We start from the raw sequence: 25,155 nt of genomic DNA, 5'->3' as shown, positions 1-25,155 counted from the left end.
CGATTTACCCGTCTGAAAAGAATTTGTTTGCGATGAACGTGTACGCCAGCTTTCACTGAACTTATTTTTGGCGTGACGATAATCGTTTTGATGGGCACGATTCATATGGCACAACTACGCATAACGCCAAATTCAGGTGCGCCGAAGGCGTCACCTGGAATTTTTTGTTAATTGGCATTCTCCGCTAGCACCCTTAAGCTTTTGAAAATATACTCGGGAAATACCATCTTCTCCGAGTTTTCTCTCAACTTCTGTGTAACCGAGCTTAATGATTATGCGCGTAGATATCTTATTTGTTTCTCTAGCTGATGCTTTTACTTTACATGCACCAAGTTTAAAAGCGTGATTTGTGAGTGCTTCAGCTATTTCTGTACCTAATCCCATTCCCCAATATTCAGGGTTTAAGACATAACCAATTTCAAAATCTTCATGCTCAAATGGGAAGAGTATGAGTCGAGCAATTACCTTGCTCTTATAGACTGCAACCAAGTCACCTTTCCCTAGTTCTTGCCAACGATTGACTGCTTTTTCAATACTGGCTAGATGCTGACCTCTCGAATATACGCCGATACCGAAGTTCTCGAATACTTCAGGACGTTTATAGATATCAAAAAGATCTGGTTCATCTCTGATATCAATAGCTCTGATTGTAGTGCGTTGAGTCTTTATCATTTGCCAATTAACGCCCACATACGGGGCGCCGAAGGCGTCCCGCTTGATGTGCTTGTTGTGCGCACAGTGAAGTTACCACTGAGCGTGATAACTGGCCTAGGCACAATGTTTGTTATTGGGTAGGGCAGAATTGGCCAGAAGCCCCGATGTTGATTTTGCCCGCTACGGGCACGAACCACGCAGTACCGAAAATGCTAAAACGTTTTTGATGAACACAGATGTTGCCAAGCACTGGATAAAAGCGGCACCGATATTGTTGGCGCTGGCAGTGCACGAACATTGTCTGGCACGATTTAACTGATGGAGAAGAACTTGTTTGGCACAATATTTATGCCAGCGAGCACCGAACTGTTAATTCCCCGATATTGAAGACAGGCACAATTCAAATGGCGATATGACGCACAACGCCCGCTTATGGGGCGCCGGAGGCGTCCCATTTGAAGCTCTTGTTACCCGGGGATTGGCACGGCAGAGACCGTGCTTTTTGCACAATGTTTGACTGCTTGTTTGAGCGTAGCGAGACGTATATTGCGATGTTTAATATTTGGTGTTTTTCGGAGTGCGTTAATCAATTAATTCCCGGGAATAAGGCACGTCTGTCTTTCTCCCAACTCACCAATTCCTTTAATGCTTAACCTCGGGTAACGCCCACATACGGGGCGCCGAAGGCGTCCCGCTTGATGTGCTTGTTATGCGTGGCCGTGAGGCGGCCGAACTTGATACTGGCGTGGCACCAAAGCTACCGCTGCGCACGATAGTGTACGCCAGATGGCACCCTGTTGATTATGCCAGCATTGTGCACTTAATTGACAGCAGTGAAGTTGCCAGAACGTGCGGGTGATTGATGAACCTTGCCAAAAAACGCGAAACTAATGAGCGACAATGTTGATGCTGGCGTGGCACGACCCTTGTCAGGCACGATTTACCCGATGAAAAAGAACTTGTTTACGATAAACGTTTACGCCAGCTTTCACTGAACTAGTTGTTGGCGTGGCGACAATCTTTTTGATGGGCACGATTCAAATGGCACAACTACGCATAACGCCCGCTTATGGGGCGCCGGAGGCGTCCCATTTGAAGCTCTTGTTACCCGGAGGGTGGCACGGCAGAGACCGTGCTTTTTGCACAGTGTTTAACCGTTTGTTTGAGCGTTGCGGGACGTATATTGCGATGTTTAATACTTGGTGTTTTTCGGAGTGAGATAATCATTTGATTTTCAGGAATAGGGCACATCTGTCTTTCTCCGAACTGCCCAAAATCCTTTACTGCTTAACCTCGGGTAACAGCAGCATACACGACTGTAGGTCGCATAATATACTGTATTTGGTTAATGCGGTACGCTTCTAGCCTTTATTTGTTAAAGGGTTCGGAACGATTTTTGGAACGCCGATTTACTTATACGACATGTCGCTTTTGCTAATTTCGTATATCTGTCGCTTAAGTAATGATGGTTGTGGATAACTTCACCTATCTTTGCTGTTTCTTGGGTAGATCAAAGGGTTGCATATTGGCTTAGGCGAACTACTTTTTCTGTACCTCAACCTACAAACAAGAATTTGCCATGCGTCTTCAACAGCAGTTTCAGGAAGCGATTCGGTTGGCTAATTATGCTTACTCTACTGAAAAGGCTTATTGGTCATGGATTAAGGGGTATATTTATTTTCACAATATGAAACATCCTGCATCAATGTCTGGTCAGGAAATTGGTGAATACCTGACTTATTTAGTGATGCAAAGACATGCATCTGTTAGTACACAGCAACAGGCTTTAAGTGCTTTGGTCTTTCTTTATCGGAATGTTTTCAATTGGGAAGATATTAAAATTACGGATTGGTGTAATTCTGCTCGCCCTAAAAAGCTCCCTGTTGTTTTTTCTCGGCATGAAGCGGAGCTCGTACTATCAAATCTTCAAGGGCCTTCATGGTTGGTTGCACTATTAATGTATGGATCTGGGCTTCGGCTGCTTGAGGCTCTACGTTTACGAGTGAAGGATATTGATTTTCAGCGAAACGAAATCACAGTCCGTGAGGGAAAGGGTGGTAAAGACAGAATGACGGTTCTTCCGCAAAAGTCTATTGTCTGCCTTAAGGATCAGATAGAAAACTCATCACGATTGCATCAGGAAGCTTTAAAAAATGGCGTTGCCCATGTACACCTTCCCGGTGCCTTGGCACGAAAATATCCGAGTGCAGGCACAGAGCTAGCCTGGCAATTTATCTTTGCCAGTAACCAGTTAAGTCGTGACCCACGAACTGGGCATATCGGCCGACATCATCTGCATTGTCGAACGGTTCAGCGGAGTGTCAAAAAGGCAATCAGCAAGTCAGGGATCACTAAACACGCCAGCTGTCATACATTTCGCCATAGCTTTGCCACGCATATGCTGGAAAGTGGTTATGACATCCGCACGGTTCAGGAGTTGTTGGGGCATCAGAATGTTAACACCACCATGATTTATACGCATGTGTTAAATCGCGGTGGGCGAGGTGTAAAAAGCCCTGTTGATTGATCAGGCAGGCTACCGCCACCGATCACGCACCACATACTGCCTGTGTCAGGTGAAATTCGGAAATCCCTTTTATCCGGGGATTATGCCAACTATCTTTTGGTTGGTGTAGGTTTAATCCGCCACTTCATCTTTCTATTCTCTATATATGTCGTCCTTTTCATGATTCATTCTCACTCCGAATCACGCCTTCGAGTGCACTCAATCCTGTGGTGACTATTCGTGATCTGCTAAAAAGATGAGTGTGGGGATGTTTTGCAGGCGCTTTTCTGTGATAGCGTCTTTCTGGTCAGGTGTTTACTTAAAGAACGCCTTCCGGCCTTTTGATAATGGTTCAGGAACCATTGAAGCTATTTGCATGGATAAACAATTGCACGTACACATTCTGGGGATTTGCGGAACATTTATGGGAAGCCTTGCCCTGCTGGCGCGTGAAGCTGGCTATCGGGTAACAGGTTCTGATCTGAATGTGTATCCGCCCATGAGCACACAGCTTGAGGAGCAGGGAATTGCTCTTCATCAGGGGTATGATCCGGAACAACTCGATCCGGCTCCTGATATTGTTGTAGTTGGCAATGCCATGAGCCGAGGGAATCCGGCCGTGGAATATATGCTCGAGAAAGGTCTGCGTTATACCTCGGGGCCGGGCTTTTTATCAGAATATATTTTGCCGGGTAAGTGGGTACTTGCTGCCGCTGGAACTCATGGTAAAACCACCACTTCGAGCATGTTGGCCTGGATTCTGGAATATGCGGGCATGGCTCCAGGCTTTTTGATTGGTGGTATTCCCGGTAATTTTGGAATCTCGGCGCGTTTGGGTGAAACGCCTTTCTTTGTTATTGAGGCGGATGAGTACGATACAGCCTTTTTTGATAAGCGCTCCAAGTTTGTTCACTACCATCCCCGGACTGCGATTCTTAATAATCTTGAATTTGATCATGCGGATATCTTCGATTCGCTGGCGGATATTCAGCGGCAATTCCACCATATGGTGCGCATTATTCCGGGCTCTGGTCAGGTGATTGCGCCCAAACGGGATAAGAACCTTGATGAGGTTCTGGATAAAGGGTGCTGGAGTGACGTAATTCGCTTTGGTGAAGGGGGCGATTTCAGCTCCGTCCCCATTTCTGCTGATTGCAGTGCTTTCAATATTCTGGCTCAGGATGGCTCCTTGCAGGGGTTAGTGAGCTGGGAGCTGACCGGTCAGCATAATATGGATAATGCGCTTGCTGCGATTTTGGCTGCCCGCCATGTGGGCGTTACACCACAAGTAGCCTGTGAAGCTTTGGGCCAGTTCCAGGGCGTTAAGCGCCGGATGGAGCTGGTTATTGAAACCGATGAAGCTATTCGGGTTTATGATGACTTTGCCCATCACCCAACAGCTATTGCCACCACTCTTGCCGGTCTCCGTGCCCGGGTGGGTGATGATGTTCAAATACGGGCTGTGATTGAGCCCCGCTCTAATACCATGAAGATGGGGATTCATAAGGGGCAGCTGGCAGCTTCTACGGCTGAGGCTTCATCTGTTGTCTGGTTTGAACCGGAGGGTTTGGGCTGGTCACTGGTGGATGAGATGGCGGAAAGCCCTGTGCCAGCACACTCTGAGTCTGATATTGATCAGCTTGTGGCCTATCTTGTGCGTACCCGCCAGCCGGGCGAGCATATTGTGATTATGAGTAACGGCGGATTTGGCGGCATTCACCGGAAGCTGGCGGATGCCCTGAAGGATTGCTCTGCGGGAAGTAAGAAGTGAGCAGTATGAATAATGATAACAATGCCGGACGCAGGCAGGCTGTCACTCTGGCCATGACTGGGGCTTCCGGAGCCCAGTATGCCTGGCGGCTGCTGGAGTGCCTGATCGCTGCGGATCGTGATGTCTTTTTCATGATCAGCAAGGCGGCTCAGCTGGTTTCGGCCACCGAAACGGATATGCCGTTGCCGGGCAAGCCTCAGCTGATGGAAAGCTTTCTGACGGATCACTACCGCGCCAAACCCGGACAAATTCGGGTTTTCGGGCCTGAACAGTGGATGTCGCCGGTCGCCTCAGGCAGCGGCGCGCCCAGTAGTATGGTGATCTGCCCAGCCAGTATGGGGGTTGTGTCTGCGATCGCGACAGGTGCCAGCAATAATCTCATTGAGCGAGCAGCCGATGTAGCTATAAAGGAGCGCAGGCAGTTGATCGTGGTTCCCAGGGAATCCCCTTTTTCCGAGATTCATCTGGAGAACATGCTTAAGCTGAGCCGTATGGGCGTGACCATTCTGCCAGCCAGTCCGGGTTTCTATCATCAGCCCCGGGAGATCAGTGATCTGGTGGATTTTGTCGTTGCCAGAATTCTGAACCAACTGGGGATTGAACAATCTCTGATGCCCCGCTGGGGAGAGTGATCTAGCCGCTTCTGAAACAAGGCAAGCAAGGATGCCCGCCTATGCCAGGGAAAAAGCCCAAAAAGGACGATGATTCCGCCAGCGACTTTGATCGCAAAGCACGCTTTGGTGTTGTTGTGACTCTGGAGGAGCGTCCGGATGATATGTTGGCGATGGTGATGGATACTGTCGAGAAGGTTGAAGGCAGTCATCCGGATGAATGGTTATTTCAGAAACACTTTACCGCGCTGGAGCATCCCGCCGAATTTATGGAAAACCTGCAGCTGAGCCGCAAAGAGCTGGCTGAAATTGGCGAGGCATTGATGATCTGGCTGATGTCCCGTGAAGGGCGTTTAAAATAAGCCGGTTGCGTGAGCTCTGCTCAAATGCCGGCTTATTTTATTCTGGCTGCTTGTGGTCTTATTCGACCATGGCCATTAGTCCCCGAGCTTTCAGGGGTGAGTCAGCATAAAGTAGAGTTTGTCTTTTAACTGCAGACGTTCTTTCTTCAGATCTTCCAGATAGGTGTCGGAGCAGCCTTCTTCTGTTTCGTAGTGGATGATTTCTTTATCAACGACCTGATAACGCTCATAAGATTCATGGAAGGCAGGATCCTGGATATCCAGTTCCTTTAAACGTGCCTTGAGGTTGGGAAACTCCTTTTCCAAATCATGCTTGGCTATTGTCATGTCTTTCCTCCCCGGTGACAGTGTCAATGGTCAGTTTTAGCTTTACACAGGCGGGACGTTGAAATGCTGATGTATATCAAAGTAGGTACAAATCACTATGTCCAGTTGTCGGATAATGCGACTTCGACCATCGCTTAATCAGGCCAGTGGGATAATCGCAACCTGAAGCGACTCCGTACTGGACACACGGGTCTTATGACCACTGCCATCAAGGTCTTCGGTCAGAAGAATCTGACCGGGTAAAACCTCGGTTAGGCTGCCATCCTTTAATTCGATCTCCAGCGCTCCGCTGATCACAATAACCATTCTCCGGCAGGGTGCATTGTGCCAGTCCTGACTGAAGCTGCTGTCCACTTCACACAACACGACATCTGTCGCGGGGAAGGACGCGGATAGATGGCCTTCTTCATCTTCTGCCTGCATGGGAACGGTGACAGACTCAATTATGGAATCACCGTCTGGGCTGGTATGCAGTCGAAATATGTCCATGGGCGTATAAAGCGAACCGCCTCATTAACGAACTCTGAGTGAAGATAGATGAGGTCAGCGGATAACGCTATTTCGCAAGGGTTGGTGGTGTAGGAGAGCTGCGCAGCCAGGTCGCAATCCCATCAAGAATAATGGCCAGAGATGCATTGGAGTTGAGTGCCGGTGTGCTGGTGTCAAGAGGAAAACCTGCAGGAAGATGCTGTTGGAAAACAGCTTCCTGATAGTGTGCGGAAGGCTGACTGGTGACCAGTAGTACGCTGCCGGGTTCTGGGTTAAACAACAGCCATTGTTCAACCGTGTCGCCTGTGTGAGGTCTATCCCAAACGTCACCGGTCCACTTTCTGGGAGTGTCGGCAAACACGACAGTTACATTTTTCATTGTGTCTGGGAGGGGGGTGTAATGCAGTAGCAGTCTTGCCGCTTCGGTTTCATTGTGGGGATGGTTGTTCGGATCTGCGAACAACTCGCTGGCGTGCTCCGCGCCAAGTAGGGAAACCATCACGGTATAAAAATTATCAATGTTATCTGTGAGTGGTCTTTGCCCGGTAAGAACGACCAGCGTTTTAAACCGAATACCTTGTTTCCAGAGTTTGGTCAGCCACTCAAGCCGGGTTTTCATCGTTGGCACAATGGCTCCGGGCCAGATGGCGTAATCATAGGTTGTGGCTGATGGCTGCCAGTCCGATATAACGCCCAGTTCTTCAAGGGCTTCATAAACACGGTGGCGTTGATCACCCTGAAGATTGACTGCGGGCATCTGCCACCGCTCCACACCCTGCTCTCGTCCCCATTGTTGAATAAACGCCCTGCGGTAGGTCTGCCAGTCTTGAGCCGCTGGCATATTCAAGGCGTGTGCAAGCTTTTGGAAAGGTTCGGGAATGGTTTGGGCAGCGGCATAGGACATAGACAACATCCCTGTCATCAGCAGAGTGGCAACTCCGGCCACTCTGAATAGGTTTATTAAACGGCGTGAGATCATTCCTTTCAGGATTGCCCTCGCACATGCAGAGCAAGCCAGACGGTATCGCAGGTTTCGTCGGTCCACTCCACCCGGTGGCGGGTGTTGGCTGGAATGGTGAGGTAATCACCCGCTTTTAATTCATAAGGCTCTTTGCGGTTTTCCAGCTGGAGAGTGGCGCTGCCCGCAAGCACAGTCACCCACTCTTCATCATCGCTGGTATACCACTCGCCGTCCGGCGTTCTGTGACCATGGGAGACAATGCGCTCAAGGGTAAAACCAGAGTTACCGATCAGTTTCTCCTGAAACTCCCGGTCCGGGTTAATCGGCGCTTCGTGAAAGAGATTGGCTTGTTCGGCAGACATCACGGGGGACCCTGTTCACGGATAGGCTGGCAAAATATAGCAGCACGTGCCCGGTTGTGGAGCCGGGCATCAGGGGTTAAAGGGTTACGCCATTGGTCGGTGGCGGGGTGTTGCCTACGCCCTTGGTCAGCGCCTGATCCAGCTCCGGCATGGGCCAGTCGGCCGGGTAATGCTTGGAGAGCTCATCCATCAGCGCGGAGTACTCGGAAGCTGGTTTATTCAGCAGGTAGAGCAGAAAGGTATACAGACGGTCAGACATGGATTTACGCAGGGTCTGCAGCTCGGCTTCGTTGAGCGGCCGGTTGGCAGCCACATTTTCGACAGGCGTATCACGCAGACAGTTGGCAGTAATCACCAGAGCCAGTTTTCTTACGGTATTGTCATCCATGGTCTTGCACCGCTCAGAATCTTCTTCCGTAACGCTAGCTTCTCTTGGGGCGGCAAGAAAATAACCCCGCAGGAATACAGGAAAACTTGTCAGATAGTGTGGATTCGACAGGGAAGTACGACAAAAAAAAGCCGACCCTGACGGATCGGCTTTCGTTTTGAGCCAGGAAAGCTTATTCCGCTTCGATCTGGCGGGTTCTCTGGGCGTTTTCCAGAGCCAGTTGGGCAGATTCCAACTGTCCTTTCAGCAGGTTGACCTCGTTCTTCAGCTCACGCTTCTTCGTAGCACTGAAGACATGGGACTTGTAGCCGGCCATAGCGCCAACACCAACGCCCGCACCGCCAACCATACCACCCAGGAAGCCTGTACCTGCACCGATGCCGGCACCGGTCAGGCCACCGATTGGGCCGCCAAAGGCAGAGCCAATGACGCCACCGATGATCGCGCCGCCGGCAGCACCGCCGAACTGGCCAATGACCGTGCCATAGACGAAGCCTTTACGGCCAGCATTGATGATGTGAAAAGGCTTTTCCAGCTTGGACACAATCCACTTGCCGGCTTTTACAAACGGGCTGGTGAACGCATCGCAGGCATTGCTGATGCCTTGGTTGATATCTTGCTTAACTTCAACAGCCTTGCCTTTCATCCTGGCCTTAAGCTTGTCCTTTCGGGTCTGCTTTGGCTCACTCAGAGAGTCAAAGGGGGCTGTAGGTGCGCCTGTGTTTACCTTCACTGGTCCTGACATATCCAATCCTCCGTGATTGCGATCTGATTTTTACGAACAGCCGCAGTTTATACGGAGGGTGAGCAACAGAACCATTAGACCTCGGTCGCAACGACCAAGGTCTATGGAGCGAAAGGCTAAAAAGGTGGCTGATCTTGAGAAGGTTTAGTCCAGAGCCTGGCCGTCCTGAGTCAGGCGAACCCAATCTTTGGAGAACCAGAACCAGCGACCTTCTGGCCCCGGAGCTGTGCAGTTGATGCGTGAACGGCCCAAAGGAAGTGGAGATGGCATGGCGATTTCAAAGATAGTCTTCTGCTTGTCCAGCCAGTTGATATCCAGTGTGGAGCCCAGCGCATAACAGGCGATCTGACCAGCGTTCCACTGACCCGGCTTCAGAGTGATCTGTAGCGGAGCCAGATTGCCATCGGTTGGCGCGAGGCTGGACTCTGGCGTGATGCTGGTCACCGGCAGGGCCAGACTCTTGGCCTTGAGCGGGAAGTTTTTCATGCTGCCATAGCCGGCACCCATCGGGTAGCGTGGCAGTTTGGCTTTGTTGGAATCCAGACCCACCGCACCGGATTGCTGACCAAGGGCAATATAGCCTTTGTTGAGCACCAGCTGTTCCAGCTCTGGCGTCGTTTCACCAAATGGCCAGGCCAGCAGCTTATGGTTCTGACCGGTCTCTTCCTTGATGCGCTTTTCGGCCGTGCGCAGTTCGGTGGCAATACGATCCAGCCACTCTTGTTTCTTCTCATCTGGAAGACGTTCAACCAAATGGCCATGGTCAATGGTGTGGTTGGCCAGGGTTGCACCCGCTTCACCCATCTCACGCAGCTGCTTCCAGCTGAGAGCGCGACGATGGCGCTCATCCACGGAGCCAGTGTTTATAAAAATGGTGAACGGGTAGTTGTGTTCTTTGAGGGCAGGAAAGGCCTGCTCGTAGATCGAGGTAAAGGCGTCATCAAAGGTGATAACGATGGTTTTATCCGGCAGAGGCTGACCGGTGCGCAGCAGGTCGGTAATTTCTGTCAGCGGCGCGACCCGGTAATTATTCTCTTTAATCCAGTTCAAATGTTCCTTGAACAGAGCCGGTGAGGTGCTGGTGGATTTGGGCGTGGTGTCATCAATATGATGATACTGCAGAACCACCACAGCCTGAGCCATGCTGGAGAAGAGCGAAAGAGCCAGTGTCAGGCTAAAGAGGGTTTTGATGCGGCGAAGCAATCGGGCAGTCCTCAAAATTTCAAATCAGTGTGTGAAAAAGGCCCGGTATAAACCGGGCCCATAAAATCTGTGGCGTATCTCAGGATTTTCTGCGAATCAGGCCTTCCTGGGCTGCGGAGGCGATCAGTTCTCCTTTCTGGTTAAAGAACTGGCCGCGTACAAAGCCTCGCCCGCCACGGGCAACCGGACTGTCGATGCTGTACAGCACCCACTCATCCATCCGGAAATCTTTATGGAACCACATGGCATGGTCGATACTGGCGACTTTCAGGCTGGGATGCCAGAAATTAATGCCATGCGGATTCAGGGAGGTGGTGACAAAGTTAAAGTCTGAGGCGTAAGCCAGCAGATATTTGTGCACACGAATATCATCCGGCAGGCTGCCATTGGCCTTCATCCACACGTAACGCACCGGTTCCATGGCTTCCGGCTTGAGGATATCCGGCATGTTCACCGGGCGGATATCAATCGGCTTGTCGCAGGTGAGCTTGTCGCGCAGGTTATCCGGAATCACGCTGGCAATGGCGCGAATACGGTCGAGTTCGGAGTCCACTTCTTCTGGTGGGGTGACGTCCGGCATTTCGGGATACTGGTGCTCGAAACCTTCTTCCTGCTGTTGGAAAGACAGCGCGATATTGAAGATCGGTTTACCGTTCTGGATAGCAACCACCCGGCGGGTGGTGAAGCTGCGGCCGTCACGGGATTGATCCACTTCGTAGACAATCGGTTTGTTGGCGTCGCCTGGGCGCAGGAAGTAGCAGTGGAAGGAGTGCAGGCCACGATCCTCTTCCACGGTTTGTTTGGCCGCAGACAGCGACTGACCAATAACCTGGCCGCCAAACACATTGCCGAAGCCCAGGTCCTGACTCTGCCCGCGGAAAATAGTTTCTTCTATTTTTTCCAGCTGGAGCAGAGACAACAGCTCATCAAGAACCTTGCTCACATCTTCCCCCTCAACTTATGTACTTCTTTTCTCTAGCATCCGGTCGTGCGGGCGCTTTACGCCCTGGCTCTGACCTTGCTATACCAGATTTCGGGATCAACCAGTTGTCCCTCATCATTTAGGTCGGGATAGTCCAGGTTGCGGTCGTCACAGTATCTTGCCAGTTCCGGATAGCCCCAGCGGAACATAATGTCCGGGCGCAGTTCTTCCGGAATGCGGCACTGATCGTATAAGCCAGCCGCCTGACGTTGACGCTGGGCTTCCATCAGGATAATGGCCGCTGCCACCGACACGTTGAATGACTGAACCATCCCCTGCATCGGGATAATAACATGCTCGTCAGCAATCTCGGCAGCTTCCGGGCTGACACCGCGCTTTTCCGAACCGACCAGCAAGGCGCAGGGAATGGTGTAATCCAGTTCGTGATAGTGTTTGGCCTGATCGGTAAAGTGGGCGGCGTAGATTTTAAAACCTTTGGCCTTGAGTGTTTTTGCGGCCTCGACGGTGTTGGCGTGTTTTTCCACATCCACCCAGCGGCTGCTGCCCATGGAGCGACCGCGCAGGGAGCGTTCGCGGATATTCGGATTGCAGAGGTGAACGGTCTGAATACCGACTGCATCACAGGTGCGGACAATAGCTGCGAGATTATGGGGTTTGTGAACTTCATCTGCCAGCAGGGTCAGGTCCGGCTGGCGACGATTCAGGGTGGTACACAGTTTCTGGTAACGATCCGGTGTCATAATTATTGGCCTTTGTGCGGAATCGGTTACATGCCCGGGCTTGGCTCAGGGCGGCCTTGAAATTATTCTGAATGATAACGAAGAGAGCAGACAGTCGGGAGAGGCAATGTCACAAGACTTTTCAGTTTCGCCGGAACGAACACCCATTCATATTGCCTACGCGTTGATGGCGGTGAGCGTGTTTACTGCCTTTCCGGTCTTTATCGCGGCGATTGTGGCCTGGGTCAACAGAGGCCGGGAAAGCGATTATCTGCTGCTGGCTCATTATGATTGGATTGTCCGAACCTTCTGGATCAATCTGCTGGTCGGGGTGATTGGCTTTATTCTTACCTTTATTCTGATTGGCTGGCTGGTGCTGTTTCTGAATCAGATCTGGCTGATTTATCGTGTGGCGATGGGTTGGTATCAGTTTTCCAATGATCGGCTCCCGTAAATGCTGTCAGGAATCATCAATCGGCTGTAACAACTGATCATGTTCAAACGCTGTGGGTGCACCCATAATGGTGGGCGAGAATAACAATCCACTATTAAAGGATGTCCCATGGCTCTTCCCGAGATTTTAAAGAATCGTTTGTCGGTCCCTGCCGTCGCTTCTCCTTTATTTATTATTTCTGGCCCTGAGCTGGTGATTGCCCAGTGTAAAGCCGGTGTTGTAGGTTCCTTTCCTTCGTTGAATGCTCGCGGGGAAGGGGAGTTTGAAAAGTGGCTGATCCAGATTACCGAAGAGCTGGATGCCTATAACCAGGCCAATCCGGATAAACCGGCTGCGCCTTTTGCGGTCAACCAGATCGTGCATCGCTCTAATAATCGTCTGGAGGAAGATCTGGCGCTGTGTGTGAAGTATGAGGTGCCCATTGTGATTACCTCCCTGGGCGCACGGGTTGAGGTGAACGAAGCGATTCATTCCTATGGCGGGATTGTTCTGCACGACATTATCAACAACACCTTCGCCCGCAAGGCGATTGAGAAAGGGGCCGATGGTTTGATTGCTGTCGCTGCCGGGGCGGGTGGCCATGCTGGTACCCAATCACCACTGGCTTTGATTCAGGAAATCCGCAGCTGGTTTGATGGACCTTTGCTGTTGTCCGGTTCTATCGCAACCGGCGATGCCATTCTGGCCGCACAGGCTATGGGGGCTGATCTTGGTTATGTAGGTTCTGCCTTTATTGCGACCAAAGAAGCGCGGGCAGAGGATGACTACAAGCAGTGTCTGGTGGATTGCGGCGCGGAAGAGATTGTCTACAGCAACCTGTTTACCGGTGTGCATGGTAATTACCTCAAGCCGTCTATTGAAAAGGCTGGGCTTGATCCGAATAACCTGCCGGAAAGTGATCCGTCCAAGATGAACTTTGGCTCAGGCGGTAATACTGACAGCAAGGCCTGGAAGGATATTTGGGGCTGCGGGCAGGGTATTGGTCGGGTAACCGAGGTTCAGACGGCGGCTGAGTTGGTGGCTCGGTTATCCGCTGAGTACGATGCTGCTTTCCAGCGTTTGTCTGGTGTCTATCAGCAGCGTTAATCGCCTTTATGAAGCAGACGTTGTTCAGCAGCGTTTGCTTCCTTTGACTCGTTTTTTTCGTTAATTCCCCGAAAACGGATTTACCGAGTTGCCGCCCTTTCTCATATTTAGGCCAATGTACAAGCATCCCATTGTGTAAGAATTCCTTACTATCCAGATTTGCCTGCGGCTGTTTTTCGCAGCTTTTTGCAAGAGCGCCACAAAAAAATAGCTTTGTGCCTTTGTGTTTATTTTTTGTGGTATGCGCAGTCAGGTCTGTCAGGTATACATATTTTGATGAAATGTATACCATCGATAAAAACTACCAGAGTCGTGTGGTGCCGGCTCTGAAATGACAACAAGAACCACGCGGGTGATTTCCGGATGTCTGCAGAGGCTGACACTGGAGGAGCAGAAACCATGCTCCGCTTGATGGGCACCGGCTTAAAGTGGTCTGTATCAGGGCGAAAACCATGGAATACGATCTGGACTTCTCGGCCCGAAAACTTGACGACACTCCCCGTGCTCTTCAGGTTGGTCAGTGGACTATTGAGTACCAGGCCTACTCCCGGCCGGAAAACCTCCATGCGACCCCGATGATCTTCCTTTCGGGTGCCTTCCAGAACTTCCGCAGCTTTCGTTATGAAGTGACGACGATGCTGGAACACTTCCCGGTAATCCTGCTTGATCTGCCATCCCAGGGAAATAATCTGCAGCTGGCCCCTGAGCTGGATATCAAAGGTCTGGCTGATCTGATTCCTCAATTCCTTGATGCCTGCGATGTTGAACAGGCCCATATGATTGGTGTGTCGTACGGTTCGCTGGTGGCCAGTATGTTTGCCATTCACTATCCGGAGCGTATTGGCCGATTACTGTTGAGCGGTACGACAGCCAAAGGCCGACCTGCATTGCGCTTGATGCTGGAAGAGTCGTTCCATCTTTGTAGTGAAGGCTCCCTTGAACAGTTTGCTCACGGTGCGGTTTCCACCATGATCAATGGTTATCACATTGACCGCACCGGTATGGGAGGCGTGCACCGTAAACTGCTGTTGCGTCAGGTTCTTCGTCTGGCAGACAGTGAGCGTGAACGCTTTTTACAGAACACGCGTCGTTTGCTGGACTTTGATGGTTTTGAACAGTTTCCAGCCTGCCCGACACTGGTCGCGACCGGTGAACTCGATCACTTCACCATGCCCCATGAGAATGCGCATTTCTCACTGAGCTGCAAACAGGCCACCTTTGCGCTGATTCGGGATGCCGACCATATGAGTATCTTTGCCCGCCGCGAAGGCACCTGTGCGCTATTTCTGGGCTTTGCCCGTGGCGACAGCCTGAAGACCGGCAAGGACTTCACCATTTACAAGCGTGCTGAAGCGCTGGCCTTGCAGCCTCGGATTAGTCCGCGCCTGGTGCCGATTCGCAGCAGTGCGTGCATTATCAAGACGGAAAGTGGTGATGGTCTGCAGTGCCGGATTGAAGATATTAATTATTTTGGTGCGCGGGTCACGCTGAGTCGAAAGGATAATGAGCCGCTGCCAGCCCGTAAGCTGCAGTTGCATATTGAAGCGATCAATCTGGCTTTGCCAATTCATACTCTTGAACAAAATGGCAATGAGGTTCGCTGCCAGTTTATCCATATGGATCTGAGCAAGGCCGAGGTGTTCCGCAATTATCTGTTGGACGACAGTTACTTTATTCCACAGTCCCCAATGCCGGAGCTGGCACTGGAGGATACGTTGGTAGAACAGCAGCTGATTGAAAAGCAGGCGGTTGCCTTGTAAATCAGGCTTGGTTTACTACCACCCGGACAGCGCTGTCGATCTCCAGACGGCGCAGCCCAAGTGTGTCATAAAGCTCTGATGGATCTATCACCTGCACCTGTTGGAAGCCACAACCTTCAAATCCTTTCTTCATAACCTCTTCATTGGCGTAATGCAGCGGATAGTCTCCGCGGGTCAGGGCTGCCACCATTTTGCGAGCTCTTTGCATCCAGGGGTAGAAAGGGTGTTCCTTAAGATCTGGATAAACCTCGGTAATATAAAACCCGGCCGGGAAGGCTTTTAAAGCTTTAGCCATTCGGCCCCAGACGGCTTCGATCATCGGCAGATCAAAGTAGTTCACCAAACCTTCGGTAATAATCAGTACCGGACGATCATGATCCAGGCCGGACAGTATCTGCTCGATGCTTTCTTCACCGGATTCTTCGAGAATATTGCAGCTCCTGACTTGATGCTCACTGCTAAGCAGTCCGAGGTTTTGCAGCATGCGTTGTTTTCTGGCCGCCATATCCGGCAGATCCGCTTCAATATAACTCAGGCTGCATCCCTCATTGTTGTATCGTGACATCAGGCGGGCTCCGCGGGGCGAAAGACCACAGGCAATCTCAACAATTTGAAGATCCGGATGTTGGGCTATTAATTGTGCGGTTTGATGGTCTATAACTTTATGCCGCTCCAGCAGGAAGGTTTCGATATCAGCGCCGGTCAGCAGACGAATAAAACTGTTCACTGGTCGGAGTGCCCAGTAGCCGGCCTGACCAAGGCGAGAATAAAGGGCGGGCAGTGACAGTCCGTTGCGGTACCAGACGTGGCCGGTGTATAGCGCGCTGATGCTGATACGGGAGGTATCGGTAGACGTATCGTTATTGGATTCAGAGCTGGAGTTTGAAAGAAGCGACATCGTGTGATTCCTGGCCACGGTCGGAATGGCATTTGTTTTTTCTTATTCTTTCCGGAGAATAACAGCTCAGCTATTGGTGGGGAATGGCGTGGCAGAACTGAGTGGACTGGCAGATTGGCTAGCGGCGCATCAACAGTGGCTGGCCTTTATTATCGGGCTGATTGCTTTTGCAGAATCACTGGCGCTGGTGGGGATTATCCTGCCCGGTGTTGTGATGTTGTTTTCTGCAGCCACACTGGCCGGTAGTGGTGTGCTGGATGTGTGGAGCATGCTGCTGGCAGGCTTTATCGGTGCGTTGCTGGGGGATGGGATTAGTTTTCTGCTCGGCTACAAGTTCCACGATCGTATTCGGGGCTGGTGGCCGTTTCGTTCGCATCCGGAATGGCTGAACCAGGGTGAAACCTTTTTTGATAGGCATGGTGGTGTCAGTATTGCTCTGGGACGCTTTATTGGCCCTATCCGGCCGGTGATTCCCCTTGTGGCCGGGATGATGGGTATGCCGGCCCGTTACTTCTTTATTGTGAATGTTCTCTCTTCTCTGGTCTGGGCACCGGTGTATTTATTGCCGGGTTACTTTGTCGGGGCTTCACTGCATTGGAAAGACCACTTGCCAGTGGAGTGGCTGGTAGCAACCACTGTTCTGTTGTTTATTGCCGTCTATGCCGCTTATCTCTGCCGTTATTTGTTGATTAAGATTTCCGCAGACAAGTTGTATCGCACAGGCTTTCTTACGGCACTGATCTACACCATCGGCATCTCAGTGCTGGCTATGCTGCCGGCGGGTATGGAGCTGAACACTTATATGTTCGACCATACCTACTCTTTGCACACACCATTGCTGGATAAATTATTCTCAGCGGTGACAGCAACAGGAGAGTTCTTTCCGACCTTTGGTATGTTTCTCTTTGCCTTGTTCTGGCTGGGATTGGATGCGTTGCATGCCCGCAACCGGGCCGCGGTTATGAATTTCTTTGTTTATCTGGTCATTGCTCTGGCGCTGAAAGGAACGTTTGAAGGAATGAAGCTTCTTTATGCGCTTCCCCGTCCTGAACCGGCCTTGTCCACATCTTTCTCATATCCCAGCGGACATACTGCCTGCATGATCTTTCTGACACTCTGGCCACTTTGGTATATCGGACGCTATCTGTCGGACCGTTATAAGCCCTGGTTGTGGAGTCTTGGGCTCTTTATTGGCTTGTTGGTGGGTGAGAGCCGTGTTTATAAAGGGGAACACTGGTTTGTGGATGTGCTGGGTGGGTTTGGCCTCGGCTTGAGCTTCTTTATGCTGTGGCTGATCTGGGAAAACAAGCACCCTCTGGCGCTCAGCCGGAATAACTTTTACTGGCGGTTGGGTCAGTTGGCCATCTTTTGTGCCGCAGTGGTTTATTGGACATGATCAATCAGTTGATCCGAACACCGCTGATTCTGTGTGCCAGATGCCGTTCAAAGAACCCTGGCAACAGGCGGGCAATAATGCGGGCTCGCCAATCGACATTGGACATCACCAGTAGCCGGCGGCGAGCCTTGGCAGCGTTATAAATTTCTTCGGCAACATCGGCAGGTGTGGTGGCTTTACCGCGCATTTCCAGATTCGTTGAAACCGAGCCGTCGGCCTGTAGAGCATTTCTGTATATATCCGTGGCGGTAAAACCCGGGCAAACCAACATCACACTCAAGCCTTTATCCCGCATCTCTATTCGTAGGCAGTCAAACAAACCATGCAGGGCATGCTTGCTGGCTGCATAAGCACTTCGATACCAGAGTGGCGCAAAGCCGGACATGCTGCTCATGGTAATAATCTGCCCCTGGTTTGCTAGCAGTTCTGAGAGCGCGGCGCGGGTGCAGTGCAGGGCACCGAAGTAATTTATGTCCATTAAACGTCGGAAGACTTCTGGGCGGGTGTCTTCAAAACTGGAGTGGTGAACGACACCGGCATTATTGATCAACACATCAATAGATGACAGATCACTGATGATTTGGGGAAATGTCTTTTCCACCTGCTCAGCATCGCTGATATCACACAGGTAACCCTGTGCCTGAATATTGCGGCTTTGCAGATGTTCTGAGAATGCCGCCAACTGTTCTTCCCGGATATCAATCAGAGCGATACGGGCACCTGCTTCACCAAACCGCAGGGCCAGCGCCCGGCCAATACCACCACAGGCGCCTGTGATCACAACAGTCTTGTTTCGGTAACGGGGCATGGGAGAGTCTCCTTCTGCGATGCCTTTATTGTTAACACAGATTGAAAGGAAACGCAGAAATGGGATGGCAGGCTTATGAATGTATTAACGGGAGAAAGTGTATTTCTCCCGTTTCACCTGACGTGGCCCAAAGCCCGCTTCCGTAAGCTGGGTAACACAGTCATCAATCATATTGGGATTGCCGCACAGAAATATCAGATCATTTCCGGGTGTGAGTGGCAATTCTGATAAGCGTTTCTGAACATAACCGGCATACTCACCGGCCTGCTTATCAACGCTGTCTTCACGACTGAGGCAGGCTTCATAGGTCACCGTTTGGAGGTCTGCCATTTGCTGAAAGTCGGCCTGATAGAATAGGTCGTTACGGGTTCTTGCTCCCATCAGGATATGAATGTTCTGCCCCTGTTGAGCCAAAGCTTCAAGTTGAGGCTGCATGGCGCGATAGGGTGCCACACCGGTTCCTGTGCCCACCAAAATCAGGCGTGAGGGGAGTTGTTCAGGAAGAGTAAGGACTCCAAAGGGACCGGACATCTCGACAGTTTGCCCGACTTCAGCCTGTTCAAAGAACTGGCTGGCTTTGCCGTCAGCTACCAGACCTACAGCTATTTCAAGCGTTCCGTCTTCTGTAAGCTGTTCAGGGGAGCTGGCAATACTGTAGCTGCGTTTGAGCTCTTCTCCCTCGAAGGTAAAGTGAATAGAGACAAACTGTCCGGCTTCAAATGCCGGGGGATTGGTGACCTGAAAGGTAAGACCGATGGTTGCCGGAGCGAGCTGCTCTTTGCTGACAAGTTCCATGCTGTAGGTTGGCCTGGGCATTGTGTGTCCTGTTCTGTTTACCGACCTCCCCCTCAGAATGGCATAATCCCGGGATGAACGTGAACAACTCCCCGGTAAAACCTTCCTCTATGCGATCGCTTTTGCAGGAGAACTGGCGCCTGGCCAGCGGCATGATCCTGTTTTCGGGTATGCCTCTCATCTTCAGTTCGGTACTGGCCGGCTGGTTATTGTTAAATCATGAAAGTGTCAGCCTGTGGGTGGCAGACGCCGGGTCGACCATTGTGTTGCTTTCTGGATTGACCATGGCTGCCGGGCTCACACCAACAACCTTTGTTGCGATTGTCACCGGATTCTTTTTTGGCTTTCAGGGCGTACTGTTCCTGATAGTGGCTTATATTTTTGCGTCAGCTCTGGGCTACGGTATCGGTCGGTTGCTGGATGGTGGGCACTTTATCCACAGTCTGAAAACCTATCCTGTGGCACAAAAGGTCGCCAAGGATATTGCCGAGCGACCGGCCGCGATGTTGATACTGGCTCGGTTGTCACCCGCTTTGCCGTTTTGTTTGATGAATCTGCTGATGTCGGCACTTAAAGTGCCGTTTGTTGTGTATCTGTTGGCCGGTGCTGCCGGTATGCTGCCTCGCACCTTGTTGTCGCTCTGGATCGGCAGTCAGTCCAGAGACTTCCTGACACTGCTTGAAAGCGGTGGCAGTCAGCAGGAAGCCCTGTGGATGGGTATTGGTACAGTCATCACCGTCTCTGCATTGGTCTGGATTGTGATCCGACGTGTGCAAAAGGTTATTGCGGCTTCATAGGGTTAAAGCCCTGACAGGCATGGATATGGGCTTTGAAAGCACTCATATCGTTGCTGCCGTAAAGGATATCCTGAACTTTTCCATTACAGCCTGGACAGATGTCTTCACTGGTTATGATAGTCTGTGAAGCATGTTTTCTGTCCAGATGGCTGATGTAGGCTTTGGAGCTCCAGGTATTGCTTTGATCACACTGCCCGCCCTTGGTTGTCCAGAGCTTACAGGTCAGTTTTTTGTCCTTATGCATGGTTTGAGGCTGGGGTGCAGACGCACCGGAAGTATTCTTTTTCATTCTCTGGTTCTCCAGAGAGAGTTCCTTGATCTGAGTTTGTAATTTGAGAACCTCTTCGTTTTGCTCGGTTAGGTTTTGCATAACCTGAGCTACGGTTTCATCACTGTCTACCTGCTTGAGTTTTGCCTCTTTTTCAACCGTTTCCATTTTCCTCTGCATTTCAAGAATCTGCTGATTTTTATCGCTGAGGCGTGCTGTTCTGGTCATATGGCCATAAGGGGCGACTGTGAGCGTTGCGGTCGTTGGCTCTGTTTCCATAGGCTCAGGCAAAGGCTTGTCGGCTACATGGAAAGAGGCACTCTTTATATCTGTCAGCTGATAGTTGGAGGACATATAACCTGACGCATTCTCACCGATATAAAAATGCACCCACTGTTCGTCATCCGATTTCAGGTTTGGGGTTATCGATACCGTATGTGGTCCAGAGTGCTCTGTTCCCTTGGTGAGTTTGGCAAACCCTTTATAGTCATTGCCTGCCTGTCTGTTTTGGGAGTACAGCCCAAGAAACGGATTTGAGGGGATTTGATCCGGCGGCGCATAATACTCAACCTCGACCGGCACCCCTTTTACCATCGGTGATTTTGGTTGAATCACTGGGGTATTAAGCAGTTTGTGCACGGGCGCCGTAGAGCCTGTGATATCAACATGCATATCCGGGATATCAGTCATATCGGATGAAGTTTCAGGCTCAGAAGAGGAGGGTTTTGTATCAACAGTGTGTGGAAGCAATGAGATAGCTTTGACATCAGGCTCTTTGCCTTGAGTCTTTTTACCGGAATAGTAAAGCACGGGGGATTCTGTGGGGTTTTCGTTCTTTTCCGTTTTAAAGGTACGGCTGGACTGACTGAACAACGCCAGTCCATGGCGGTAGTCGCCACTATCCACAACAAGCGTACCTTTTGGTGGAAAAGTCCCCAGTGTGATAACCGGATAATGGGAAGGTGGTTCAAATCGGCCAGCGACAAGCGTGTGATGAGCCTCTTTTTTATCTGTGGATGGTTTTTCTGGTTTTTGTGGAACAGTGACTTCCAGCAGAGGAAAAAGAGTTCCATCCCGCATAAATACGGAAACACCACTTTCCAGTTTCTCTTCTTCATCTATTCCTTTATTCAGGAAACCGATAGGTTTGAATCCCTCAGGCAGGTTGTTGCCAAGATGAATATGGGCGGTATGGACGGAAAACTCCCGGCCAGCTCCTTCACCGGTAATATCACTGAAGTGGGTTGAAGTTTGTATGGAAACAGGAGAGCAGGCTCCGGTTGTTGCACAGTCAGGACTGGTTTGAATATAGGAGTAGAGACGTAATTCTGGATCTTCACCTTCACCGATCATCAGGCTTTTTGCCGGGATTCGCTCAGCACCGAGAACGACGTTGCTGCCTTCCTGAGTATTGGCGATATGTCCGGTATAGACGACGAGGTAGATAGGTTGGACCGGGGAGGCAAAAGCCGCGCTTAATATTCCAGAAACAAGATAGAAACCCAATGCACTCAGAACAGATAAACGAACCCCGCGTGATGTTCTGGCATCAGACTGTGGACGAGCAAACGACAATGTTTTTGGTAGCAAGCATCTCTGTACCAAGTCACGAATAAGTATCATGGTACACCTGTATCGGGTATTAAGCGGACAGAGAAAGGTAGTCGAGATGCTGTGCTTTTCAACACATCATGGGAATAAAAAAACCGGCACTGAGCCGGTTTCCAATATAAGAATAAACCGTGTTATTTACAGGTGACCGGTACCATATTGCCACTGGCATCGGTATCGAAAACCTGCACAATACCAGTACCGCCGCCAGCGCCTGCACCGGCATTATTAGACGTGTCCCAGATACCGGCCATACCCATGGACACAACAAAGCTGCGACCATTTACGCAGACAGACATCACTCTGACAGTTTCCTGATAGGTGTTGTCGAGGGGGTTACTGTGCAGGGTGGACCAATTGGTGGTCACAGACTCGCCTTTACCAAAGCGGGTGGATTTAGAATCGCCAATCTTGATATCAGCAGTTGCGCTGGTGGCCAGAAAACCCAGGCTGGCTGCGGCGATAAGAGCTTTCCATGACTTTAAATGCGGACTGAACATTGCCTGATCTCTCCCTGTCTGGCAGTTGAAATAAGTCAATGGAAGCTTAGCAACGCCCGTAGGCTGAAATTGCCCGGTTGGTTTGGGGAGTTAATGATGTTTGAAGGGGATATGACAGTTTCCCGTCATATCCCTCCTCTTGAGAGGATCAGTCCCGTGGGCGTACAAAACGAGTCGCAGTGGCGGTAAAAGGATCTTCAGGCCAGTAGTGCTTGGGGTAGCGGCCCTTAAGGTCCTTTTTCACATCCTGATAGGTGTTATTCCAGAAACTGTGCAGGTCTCGGGTCTTCTGAACCGGCCGCTGAGCAGGGGAGAGCAGTTCAATGGTCAGAGGGATCTTTCCATAAGCCAGCTTTGGCGTTTCCAGCAGGCCAAACAGCTCCTGCAGTTTAACCGCGAGTTTGGGTTCTTCCGGGTTGCTGTAGTCAATACGGATATGGGAGCCGCTGGGTACTTCCAGCTTCTCCGGAGCTTCTCTATCCAGCTCCTTCATTCGGGACCAGTCCATCATGGACTGCAGACATTGGCTCAGATTGACCTTCTTAAGGTGCTCAAGGCGGGATAGGCCATCGATAAACGGCGCCAGCCACTCTTCCATAGTGTTCAGAAGAGCCGGATCACTGAAATCCGGCCAGCTGTTATCCACAGTTTGCAGGCACATCACCCGCTGACGGAATTGTTCGCTCTCCTTATCCCAAGGCAGAACGGAGAGTCCCGCATCCCGAATGCCTTCAATCAGGCCTTGGGTGAGGATTTCAGAGCTCAAGTCTCGAATCGGACGGCTTTCGAGCGTAACCGCTCCAAAGCGTTCAACCCTATTGGCGACAACGGCTTTGGCTTTTTTATCCCAGCGAATATCGTCCAGAGTGTCGATCTGATCGGCAAACAGCTCTTCAATGGTCTCCAGTGTGATCGGGCAAGCCAGATAAACACTGGCTTCCCGCTGGTTGCTATGTCCACCCACGGAGGGAATTACCAGAAACTCTTCAGTAGACAGTGGCTCGGCATTGCGGAAGGTTACGCCCTGACCGCTACTGAGCAGGTAGCGACCATCCTGTGAACGACGCAGGGCTATGCGGTCGGGATAGGCGCTGGCCAGCAGCAGAGCAATATCCTCATTGTTGTAATCGGTTCTCTTGGGTGAGCCAAGACGTTGTCGCCACTGGCTGGTCAGCTGCTTATAACGGCCGAGTTGTCCTTTGGAAACAAACAGCCCGGGAATGCTTTGACCTTCAAGTACCGACAGCCGCAGATTGATATCCACACCCGCATCCCGGTTGCCAGCCAACGGATCACGTTCACTCAGCAACACACACAGTAGGCTGGCCAGCCATTCAAGCTGATGTTCTTTGGCAATCAGCACCATATGGGCCAGGCGGGGGTGGAGACCAAGCCCGGCCATAGCCTGCCCATGGCGGGTAATCCGGATATGATCGTCATCCTTTTGAACTGCCCCAAGCTTCTCAAGCAGGCCCGTCGCCTGTGACATGGCCGGTGCTGGTGGCAATGTCAGCCAGTCCAGTTCGGCAGTATCGCTCACACCCCAGGCCAGTAGCTCAAGTGCGAGAGGGGCGAGATCGGCAGCTGAAATCTCAGGAGCGGTATGAGCAACCAGCTGTTGTTGCTCGGATTCGGTCCACAGGCGATAACAGTGTCCGGGAGCCAGACGGCCAGCCCGACCGGCACGCTGTTCGGCACTGGCCCGGGAGACTCGCACAGTGTCCAGCCGGGACATACCGGAGCGCGGATCAAACTGCGGTACCCGCATCAATCCGGCATCCACAACAATATGCACGCCTTCAATGGTTAAGCTGGATTCGGCGATGCTGGTGGCCAGTACGATCTTTCTCTGGCCTTCTGGTGGGGGTTGGATGGCACGATCCTGAGCCTGTTTATCCAGATCGCCATAGAGTTGATGCAGGCTGACATTGGCAGGCAGGGAGTCTTCCAGACTTTCTGCAACCTGTCGTATTTCACCGGCACCGGGCAGGAATACCAGCACACTGCCGTCATGGTTGTTCAGTGCCGTACGAACTGTCGCTGCGCACTGGTTGATCAGTTCACGGCGGTCATCCTTGGGAATCTGTCGTTCACGGTAGTAGCAACTGACCGGATAACTACGGCCTTCACTCTGAATCACCGGACAACTCAGAAACGCACTCATCTCTTCCGTGGCCAGCGTGGCCGACATCACCAGAATCTTGAGTGGGTTGTCGTCTTCCCGGTAACCGTCCTGGCTTTGCAGAGCCAGCGCGAGGCCGAGATCAGCCTGCAGGCTGCGCTCGTGGAATTCATCAAAGATAATTAAGCCGATACCTTCCAGCGCCGGATCAGATTGCAGAATCCGGGTTAACACCCCTTCTGTAACAACCTCGATACGAGTGTTCTTGCCAACCCGTGTATCCAGCTGCATACGCCAGCCGATGGTTTCACCGACCTTTTCTCCCAGCAGCTCGGCCATGCGGCGTGCTACGGAGCGGGCAGCCAGACGACGGGGTTCAAGCAGCAGGATTTTTTGATTACCCAGCCAGTCGGCCTTCAACAGGTCAAGGGGAGCCAGAGTGGTTTTGCCCGCTCCGGGAGGTGCCTGCAAAAGAGCACGATGGTTTTGAGTAAGCGTTTCACGCAGTTCAGGGAGAATAGCGCAGACGGGAAGGTGATCAGGCAGTGCAGGCATTGAATATCAGGTATTCTGGGGCAATTCGGGAAAGAGTATTCTAACGATTGTCCGAAGCAGAGTT

25 protein-coding genes are annotated in these 25,155 nt (G+C 51.3%); 9 read left to right on the top strand and 16 right to left on the bottom strand.

Going from position 1 to position 25,155, the window contains the following annotated elements; all coding sequences use genetic code 11:
• Positions 1 to 150: 150 nt before the first annotated feature.
• Positions 151 to 672: a GNAT family N-acetyltransferase gene (locus tag EHSB41UT_RS06385; protein WP_087107923.1), complete on the bottom strand. Its 522-nt coding sequence runs from the start codon at positions 670 to 672 to the stop codon at positions 151 to 153.
• 1,561 nt (positions 673 to 2,233) lie between these two features.
• Between EHSB41UT_RS06385 and EHSB41UT_RS06380 the strand changes: the two genes are divergently transcribed.
• From EHSB41UT_RS06380 to EHSB41UT_RS06365, 4 genes are all read left to right on the top strand, one after another.
• Positions 2,234 to 3,181 carry an integron integrase gene (locus tag EHSB41UT_RS06380; RefSeq protein ID WP_087107921.1) on the top strand — a complete coding sequence of 316 codons (948 nt, stop codon included), beginning with the start codon at positions 2,234 to 2,236 and terminating at the stop codon, positions 3,179 to 3,181.
• 367 nt (positions 3,182 to 3,548) lie between these two features.
• Positions 3,549 to 4,931 carry a UDP-N-acetylmuramate:L-alanyl-gamma-D-glutamyl-meso-diaminopimelate ligase gene (mpl, locus tag EHSB41UT_RS06375; protein ID WP_087108013.1) on the top strand — a complete coding sequence of 461 codons (1,383 nt, stop codon included), beginning with the start codon at positions 3,549 to 3,551 and terminating at the stop codon, positions 4,929 to 4,931.
• A 5-nt stretch (positions 4,932 to 4,936) separates the two neighbouring features.
• A complete protein-coding gene (locus EHSB41UT_RS06370; RefSeq protein ID WP_087107919.1) occupies positions 4,937 to 5,563 on the top strand; it encodes a flavin prenyltransferase UbiX in 627 nt (208 codons plus the stop codon).
• A 41-nt stretch (positions 5,564 to 5,604) separates the two neighbouring features.
• Positions 5,605 to 5,904 carry a hypothetical protein gene (locus EHSB41UT_RS06365; RefSeq protein ID WP_087107917.1) on the top strand — a complete coding sequence of 100 codons (300 nt, stop codon included), beginning with the start codon at positions 5,605 to 5,607 and terminating at the stop codon, positions 5,902 to 5,904.
• 90 nt (positions 5,905 to 5,994) lie between these two features.
• Here EHSB41UT_RS06365 and EHSB41UT_RS06360 read toward each other — a convergent pair whose 3' ends face one another.
• From EHSB41UT_RS06360 to trmH, 9 genes are all read right to left on the bottom strand, one after another.
• A complete protein-coding gene (locus EHSB41UT_RS06360; RefSeq protein WP_087107916.1) occupies positions 5,995 to 6,231 on the bottom strand; it encodes an HP1242/YdcH family protein in 237 nt (78 codons plus the stop codon).
• 138 nt (positions 6,232 to 6,369) lie between these two features.
• Positions 6,370 to 6,720, bottom strand: a complete 351-nt coding sequence (locus EHSB41UT_RS06355; protein WP_087107914.1) for a cupin domain-containing protein — start codon at positions 6,718 to 6,720, stop codon at positions 6,370 to 6,372.
• 67 nt (positions 6,721 to 6,787) lie between these two features.
• Positions 6,788 to 7,624, bottom strand: coding sequence for a hypothetical protein (locus tag EHSB41UT_RS06350; protein ID WP_087107912.1), 837 nt, complete (start codon positions 7,622 to 7,624; stop codon positions 6,788 to 6,790).
• A gap of 80 nt (positions 7,625 to 7,704) precedes the next feature.
• Positions 7,705 to 8,043 (bottom strand): cupin domain-containing protein, encoded by a 339-nt coding sequence (locus tag EHSB41UT_RS06345; RefSeq protein WP_087107910.1) that lies wholly within the window; start codon positions 8,041 to 8,043, stop codon positions 7,705 to 7,707.
• A gap of 76 nt (positions 8,044 to 8,119) precedes the next feature.
• Positions 8,120 to 8,431 (bottom strand): hypothetical protein, encoded by a 312-nt coding sequence (locus EHSB41UT_RS06340; RefSeq protein WP_087107908.1) that lies wholly within the window; start codon positions 8,429 to 8,431, stop codon positions 8,120 to 8,122.
• A gap of 172 nt (positions 8,432 to 8,603) precedes the next feature.
• Positions 8,604 to 9,176 carry a hypothetical protein gene (locus EHSB41UT_RS06335; protein WP_133060418.1) on the bottom strand — a complete coding sequence of 191 codons (573 nt, stop codon included), beginning with the start codon at positions 9,174 to 9,176 and terminating at the stop codon, positions 8,604 to 8,606.
• 144 nt (positions 9,177 to 9,320) lie between these two features.
• Positions 9,321 to 10,379: a polysaccharide deacetylase family protein gene (locus EHSB41UT_RS06330; protein ID WP_087107904.1), complete on the bottom strand. Its 1,059-nt coding sequence runs from the start codon at positions 10,377 to 10,379 to the stop codon at positions 9,321 to 9,323.
• A 79-nt stretch (positions 10,380 to 10,458) separates the two neighbouring features.
• Complete coding sequence (gene tesB / locus EHSB41UT_RS06325; protein WP_087107902.1) at positions 10,459 to 11,322, bottom strand: acyl-CoA thioesterase II; 864 nt, start codon at positions 11,320 to 11,322, stop codon at positions 10,459 to 10,461.
• 56 nt (positions 11,323 to 11,378) lie between these two features.
• The gene (trmH, locus tag EHSB41UT_RS06320; RefSeq protein WP_087107900.1) at positions 11,379 to 12,062 is read right to left on the bottom strand and encodes a tRNA (guanosine(18)-2'-O)-methyltransferase TrmH; all 684 of its coding nucleotides are present in this window, start codon (positions 12,060 to 12,062) and stop codon (positions 11,379 to 11,381) included.
• Positions 12,063 to 12,168: 106 nt separating this feature from the next.
• Here trmH and EHSB41UT_RS06315 point away from each other — a divergent pair, with 106 nt between their 5' ends.
• The 3 genes from EHSB41UT_RS06315 to EHSB41UT_RS06305 all read left to right on the top strand — a co-directional run bounded on the left by EHSB41UT_RS06315 (position 12,169) and on the right by EHSB41UT_RS06305 (position 15,341).
• The gene (locus tag EHSB41UT_RS06315; RefSeq protein ID WP_133060417.1) at positions 12,169 to 12,495 is read left to right on the top strand and encodes a DUF4870 family protein; all 327 of its coding nucleotides are present in this window, start codon (positions 12,169 to 12,171) and stop codon (positions 12,493 to 12,495) included.
• A 108-nt stretch (positions 12,496 to 12,603) separates the two neighbouring features.
• Positions 12,604 to 13,581 (top strand): NAD(P)H-dependent flavin oxidoreductase, encoded by a 978-nt coding sequence (locus EHSB41UT_RS06310; RefSeq protein WP_087107896.1) that lies wholly within the window; start codon positions 12,604 to 12,606, stop codon positions 13,579 to 13,581.
• 452 nt (positions 13,582 to 14,033) lie between these two features.
• Positions 14,034 to 15,341, top strand: a complete 1,308-nt coding sequence (locus EHSB41UT_RS06305; RefSeq protein WP_087107894.1) for an alpha/beta fold hydrolase — start codon at positions 14,034 to 14,036, stop codon at positions 15,339 to 15,341.
• Between the two features lies 1 nt (position 15,342).
• On the opposite strand, the gene EHSB41UT_RS06300 is transcribed toward EHSB41UT_RS06305, so the two are convergent.
• On the bottom strand, positions 15,343 to 16,239 hold the full coding sequence (locus EHSB41UT_RS06300; RefSeq protein WP_087107892.1) for a class I SAM-dependent methyltransferase: 897 nt from the start codon (positions 16,237 to 16,239) through the stop codon (positions 15,343 to 15,345).
• 88 nt (positions 16,240 to 16,327) lie between these two features.
• On the opposite strand from EHSB41UT_RS06300, the gene EHSB41UT_RS06295 reads away from it, so the two are divergent.
• The gene (locus tag EHSB41UT_RS06295) at positions 16,328 to 17,635 is read left to right on the top strand and encodes a VTT domain-containing protein (RefSeq protein ID WP_165767169.1); all 1,308 of its coding nucleotides are present in this window, start codon (positions 16,328 to 16,330) and stop codon (positions 17,633 to 17,635) included.
• Positions 17,636 to 17,639: 4 nt separating this feature from the next.
• On the opposite strand, the gene EHSB41UT_RS06290 is transcribed toward EHSB41UT_RS06295, so the two are convergent.
• The gene (locus EHSB41UT_RS06290; RefSeq protein ID WP_087107888.1) at positions 17,640 to 18,443 is read right to left on the bottom strand and encodes an SDR family oxidoreductase; all 804 of its coding nucleotides are present in this window, start codon (positions 18,441 to 18,443) and stop codon (positions 17,640 to 17,642) included.
• An 84-nt stretch (positions 18,444 to 18,527) separates the two neighbouring features.
• Positions 18,528 to 19,259 (bottom strand): ferredoxin--NADP reductase, encoded by a 732-nt coding sequence (locus EHSB41UT_RS06285; protein WP_087107886.1) that lies wholly within the window; start codon positions 19,257 to 19,259, stop codon positions 18,528 to 18,530.
• A gap of 53 nt (positions 19,260 to 19,312) precedes the next feature.
• Here EHSB41UT_RS06285 and EHSB41UT_RS06280 point away from each other — a divergent pair, with 53 nt between their 5' ends.
• On the top strand, positions 19,313 to 20,035 hold the full coding sequence (locus EHSB41UT_RS06280) for a TVP38/TMEM64 family protein (protein ID WP_087107884.1): 723 nt from the start codon (positions 19,313 to 19,315) through the stop codon (positions 20,033 to 20,035).
• Here the strand turns inward: EHSB41UT_RS06280 and EHSB41UT_RS06275 are convergent.
• From EHSB41UT_RS06275 to hrpB, 3 genes are all read right to left on the bottom strand, one after another.
• Positions 20,019 to 21,926 carry a hypothetical protein gene (locus EHSB41UT_RS06275; protein WP_133060416.1) on the bottom strand — a complete coding sequence of 636 codons (1,908 nt, stop codon included), beginning with the start codon at positions 21,924 to 21,926 and terminating at the stop codon, positions 20,019 to 20,021. The two genes, EHSB41UT_RS06280 and EHSB41UT_RS06275, sit on opposite strands and share 17 nt — an antisense overlap.
• 122 nt (positions 21,927 to 22,048) lie before the next feature.
• Complete coding sequence (locus tag EHSB41UT_RS06270) at positions 22,049 to 22,414, bottom strand: hypothetical protein (protein WP_087107880.1); 366 nt, start codon at positions 22,412 to 22,414, stop codon at positions 22,049 to 22,051.
• A gap of 148 nt (positions 22,415 to 22,562) precedes the next feature.
• The gene (gene hrpB / locus EHSB41UT_RS06265) at positions 22,563 to 25,091 is read right to left on the bottom strand and encodes an ATP-dependent helicase HrpB (RefSeq protein ID WP_087107878.1); all 2,529 of its coding nucleotides are present in this window, start codon (positions 25,089 to 25,091) and stop codon (positions 22,563 to 22,565) included.
• Positions 25,092 to 25,155: the final 64 nt, after the last annotated feature.

Origin of the sequence: Parendozoicomonas haliclonae (assembly GCF_900174585.1) — a bacterium.
GTDB classification, from domain to species: Bacteria; Pseudomonadota; Gammaproteobacteria; order Pseudomonadales; family Endozoicomonadaceae; genus Sansalvadorimonas; species Sansalvadorimonas haliclonae.
This window is presented reverse-complemented; position numbering and strand designations above follow the sequence as displayed.

Coding starts and splice junctions, on each gene's coding strand:
- EHSB41UT_RS06340 (WP_087107908.1), bottom strand. CDS start 8,431: ATGGATGACAATACCGTAAGAAAACTGGCTCTGGTGATTACTGCCAAC.
- EHSB41UT_RS06310 (WP_087107896.1), top strand. CDS start 12,604: ATGGCTCTTCCCGAGATTTTAAAGAATCGTTTGTCGGTCCCTGCCGTC.
- EHSB41UT_RS06305 (WP_087107894.1), top strand. CDS start 14,034: ATGGAATACGATCTGGACTTCTCGGCCCGAAAACTTGACGACACTCCC.
- EHSB41UT_RS06345 (WP_087107910.1), bottom strand. CDS start 8,043: ATGTCTGCCGAACAAGCCAATCTCTTTCACGAAGCGCCGATTAACCCG.
- EHSB41UT_RS06370 (WP_087107919.1), top strand. CDS start 4,937: ATGAATAATGATAACAATGCCGGACGCAGGCAGGCTGTCACTCTGGCC.
- EHSB41UT_RS06355 (WP_087107914.1), bottom strand. CDS start 6,720: ATGGACATATTTCGACTGCATACCAGCCCAGACGGTGATTCCATAATT.
- EHSB41UT_RS06280 (WP_087107884.1), top strand. CDS start 19,313: ATGAACGTGAACAACTCCCCGGTAAAACCTTCCTCTATGCGATCGCTT.
- EHSB41UT_RS06360 (WP_087107916.1), bottom strand. CDS start 6,231: ATGACAATAGCCAAGCATGATTTGGAAAAGGAGTTTCCCAACCTCAAG.
- EHSB41UT_RS06300 (WP_087107892.1), bottom strand. CDS start 16,239: ATGTCGCTTCTTTCAAACTCCAGCTCTGAATCCAATAACGATACGTCT.
- EHSB41UT_RS06350 (WP_087107912.1), bottom strand. CDS start 7,624: ATGTCCTATGCCGCTGCCCAAACCATTCCCGAACCTTTCCAAAAGCTT.
- EHSB41UT_RS06365 (WP_087107917.1), top strand. CDS start 5,605: ATGCCAGGGAAAAAGCCCAAAAAGGACGATGATTCCGCCAGCGACTTT.
- EHSB41UT_RS06285 (WP_087107886.1), bottom strand. CDS start 19,259: ATGCCCAGGCCAACCTACAGCATGGAACTTGTCAGCAAAGAGCAGCTC.
- EHSB41UT_RS06270 (WP_087107880.1), bottom strand. CDS start 22,414: ATGTTCAGTCCGCATTTAAAGTCATGGAAAGCTCTTATCGCCGCAGCC.
- EHSB41UT_RS06335 (WP_133060418.1), bottom strand. CDS start 9,176: ATGTCAGGACCAGTGAAGGTAAACACAGGCGCACCTACAGCCCCCTTT.
- EHSB41UT_RS06385 (WP_087107923.1), bottom strand. CDS start 672: ATGATAAAGACTCAACGCACTACAATCAGAGCTATTGATATCAGAGAT.
- EHSB41UT_RS06380 (WP_087107921.1), top strand. CDS start 2,234: ATGCGTCTTCAACAGCAGTTTCAGGAAGCGATTCGGTTGGCTAATTAT.
- hrpB (WP_087107878.1), bottom strand. CDS start 25,091: ATGCCTGCACTGCCTGATCACCTTCCCGTCTGCGCTATTCTCCCTGAA.
- trmH (WP_087107900.1), bottom strand. CDS start 12,062: ATGACACCGGATCGTTACCAGAAACTGTGTACCACCCTGAATCGTCGC.
- EHSB41UT_RS06290 (WP_087107888.1), bottom strand. CDS start 18,443: ATGCCCCGTTACCGAAACAAGACTGTTGTGATCACAGGCGCCTGTGGT.
- EHSB41UT_RS06315 (WP_133060417.1), top strand. CDS start 12,169: ATGTCACAAGACTTTTCAGTTTCGCCGGAACGAACACCCATTCATATT.
- EHSB41UT_RS06275 (WP_133060416.1), bottom strand. CDS start 21,926: ATGATACTTATTCGTGACTTGGTACAGAGATGCTTGCTACCAAAAACA.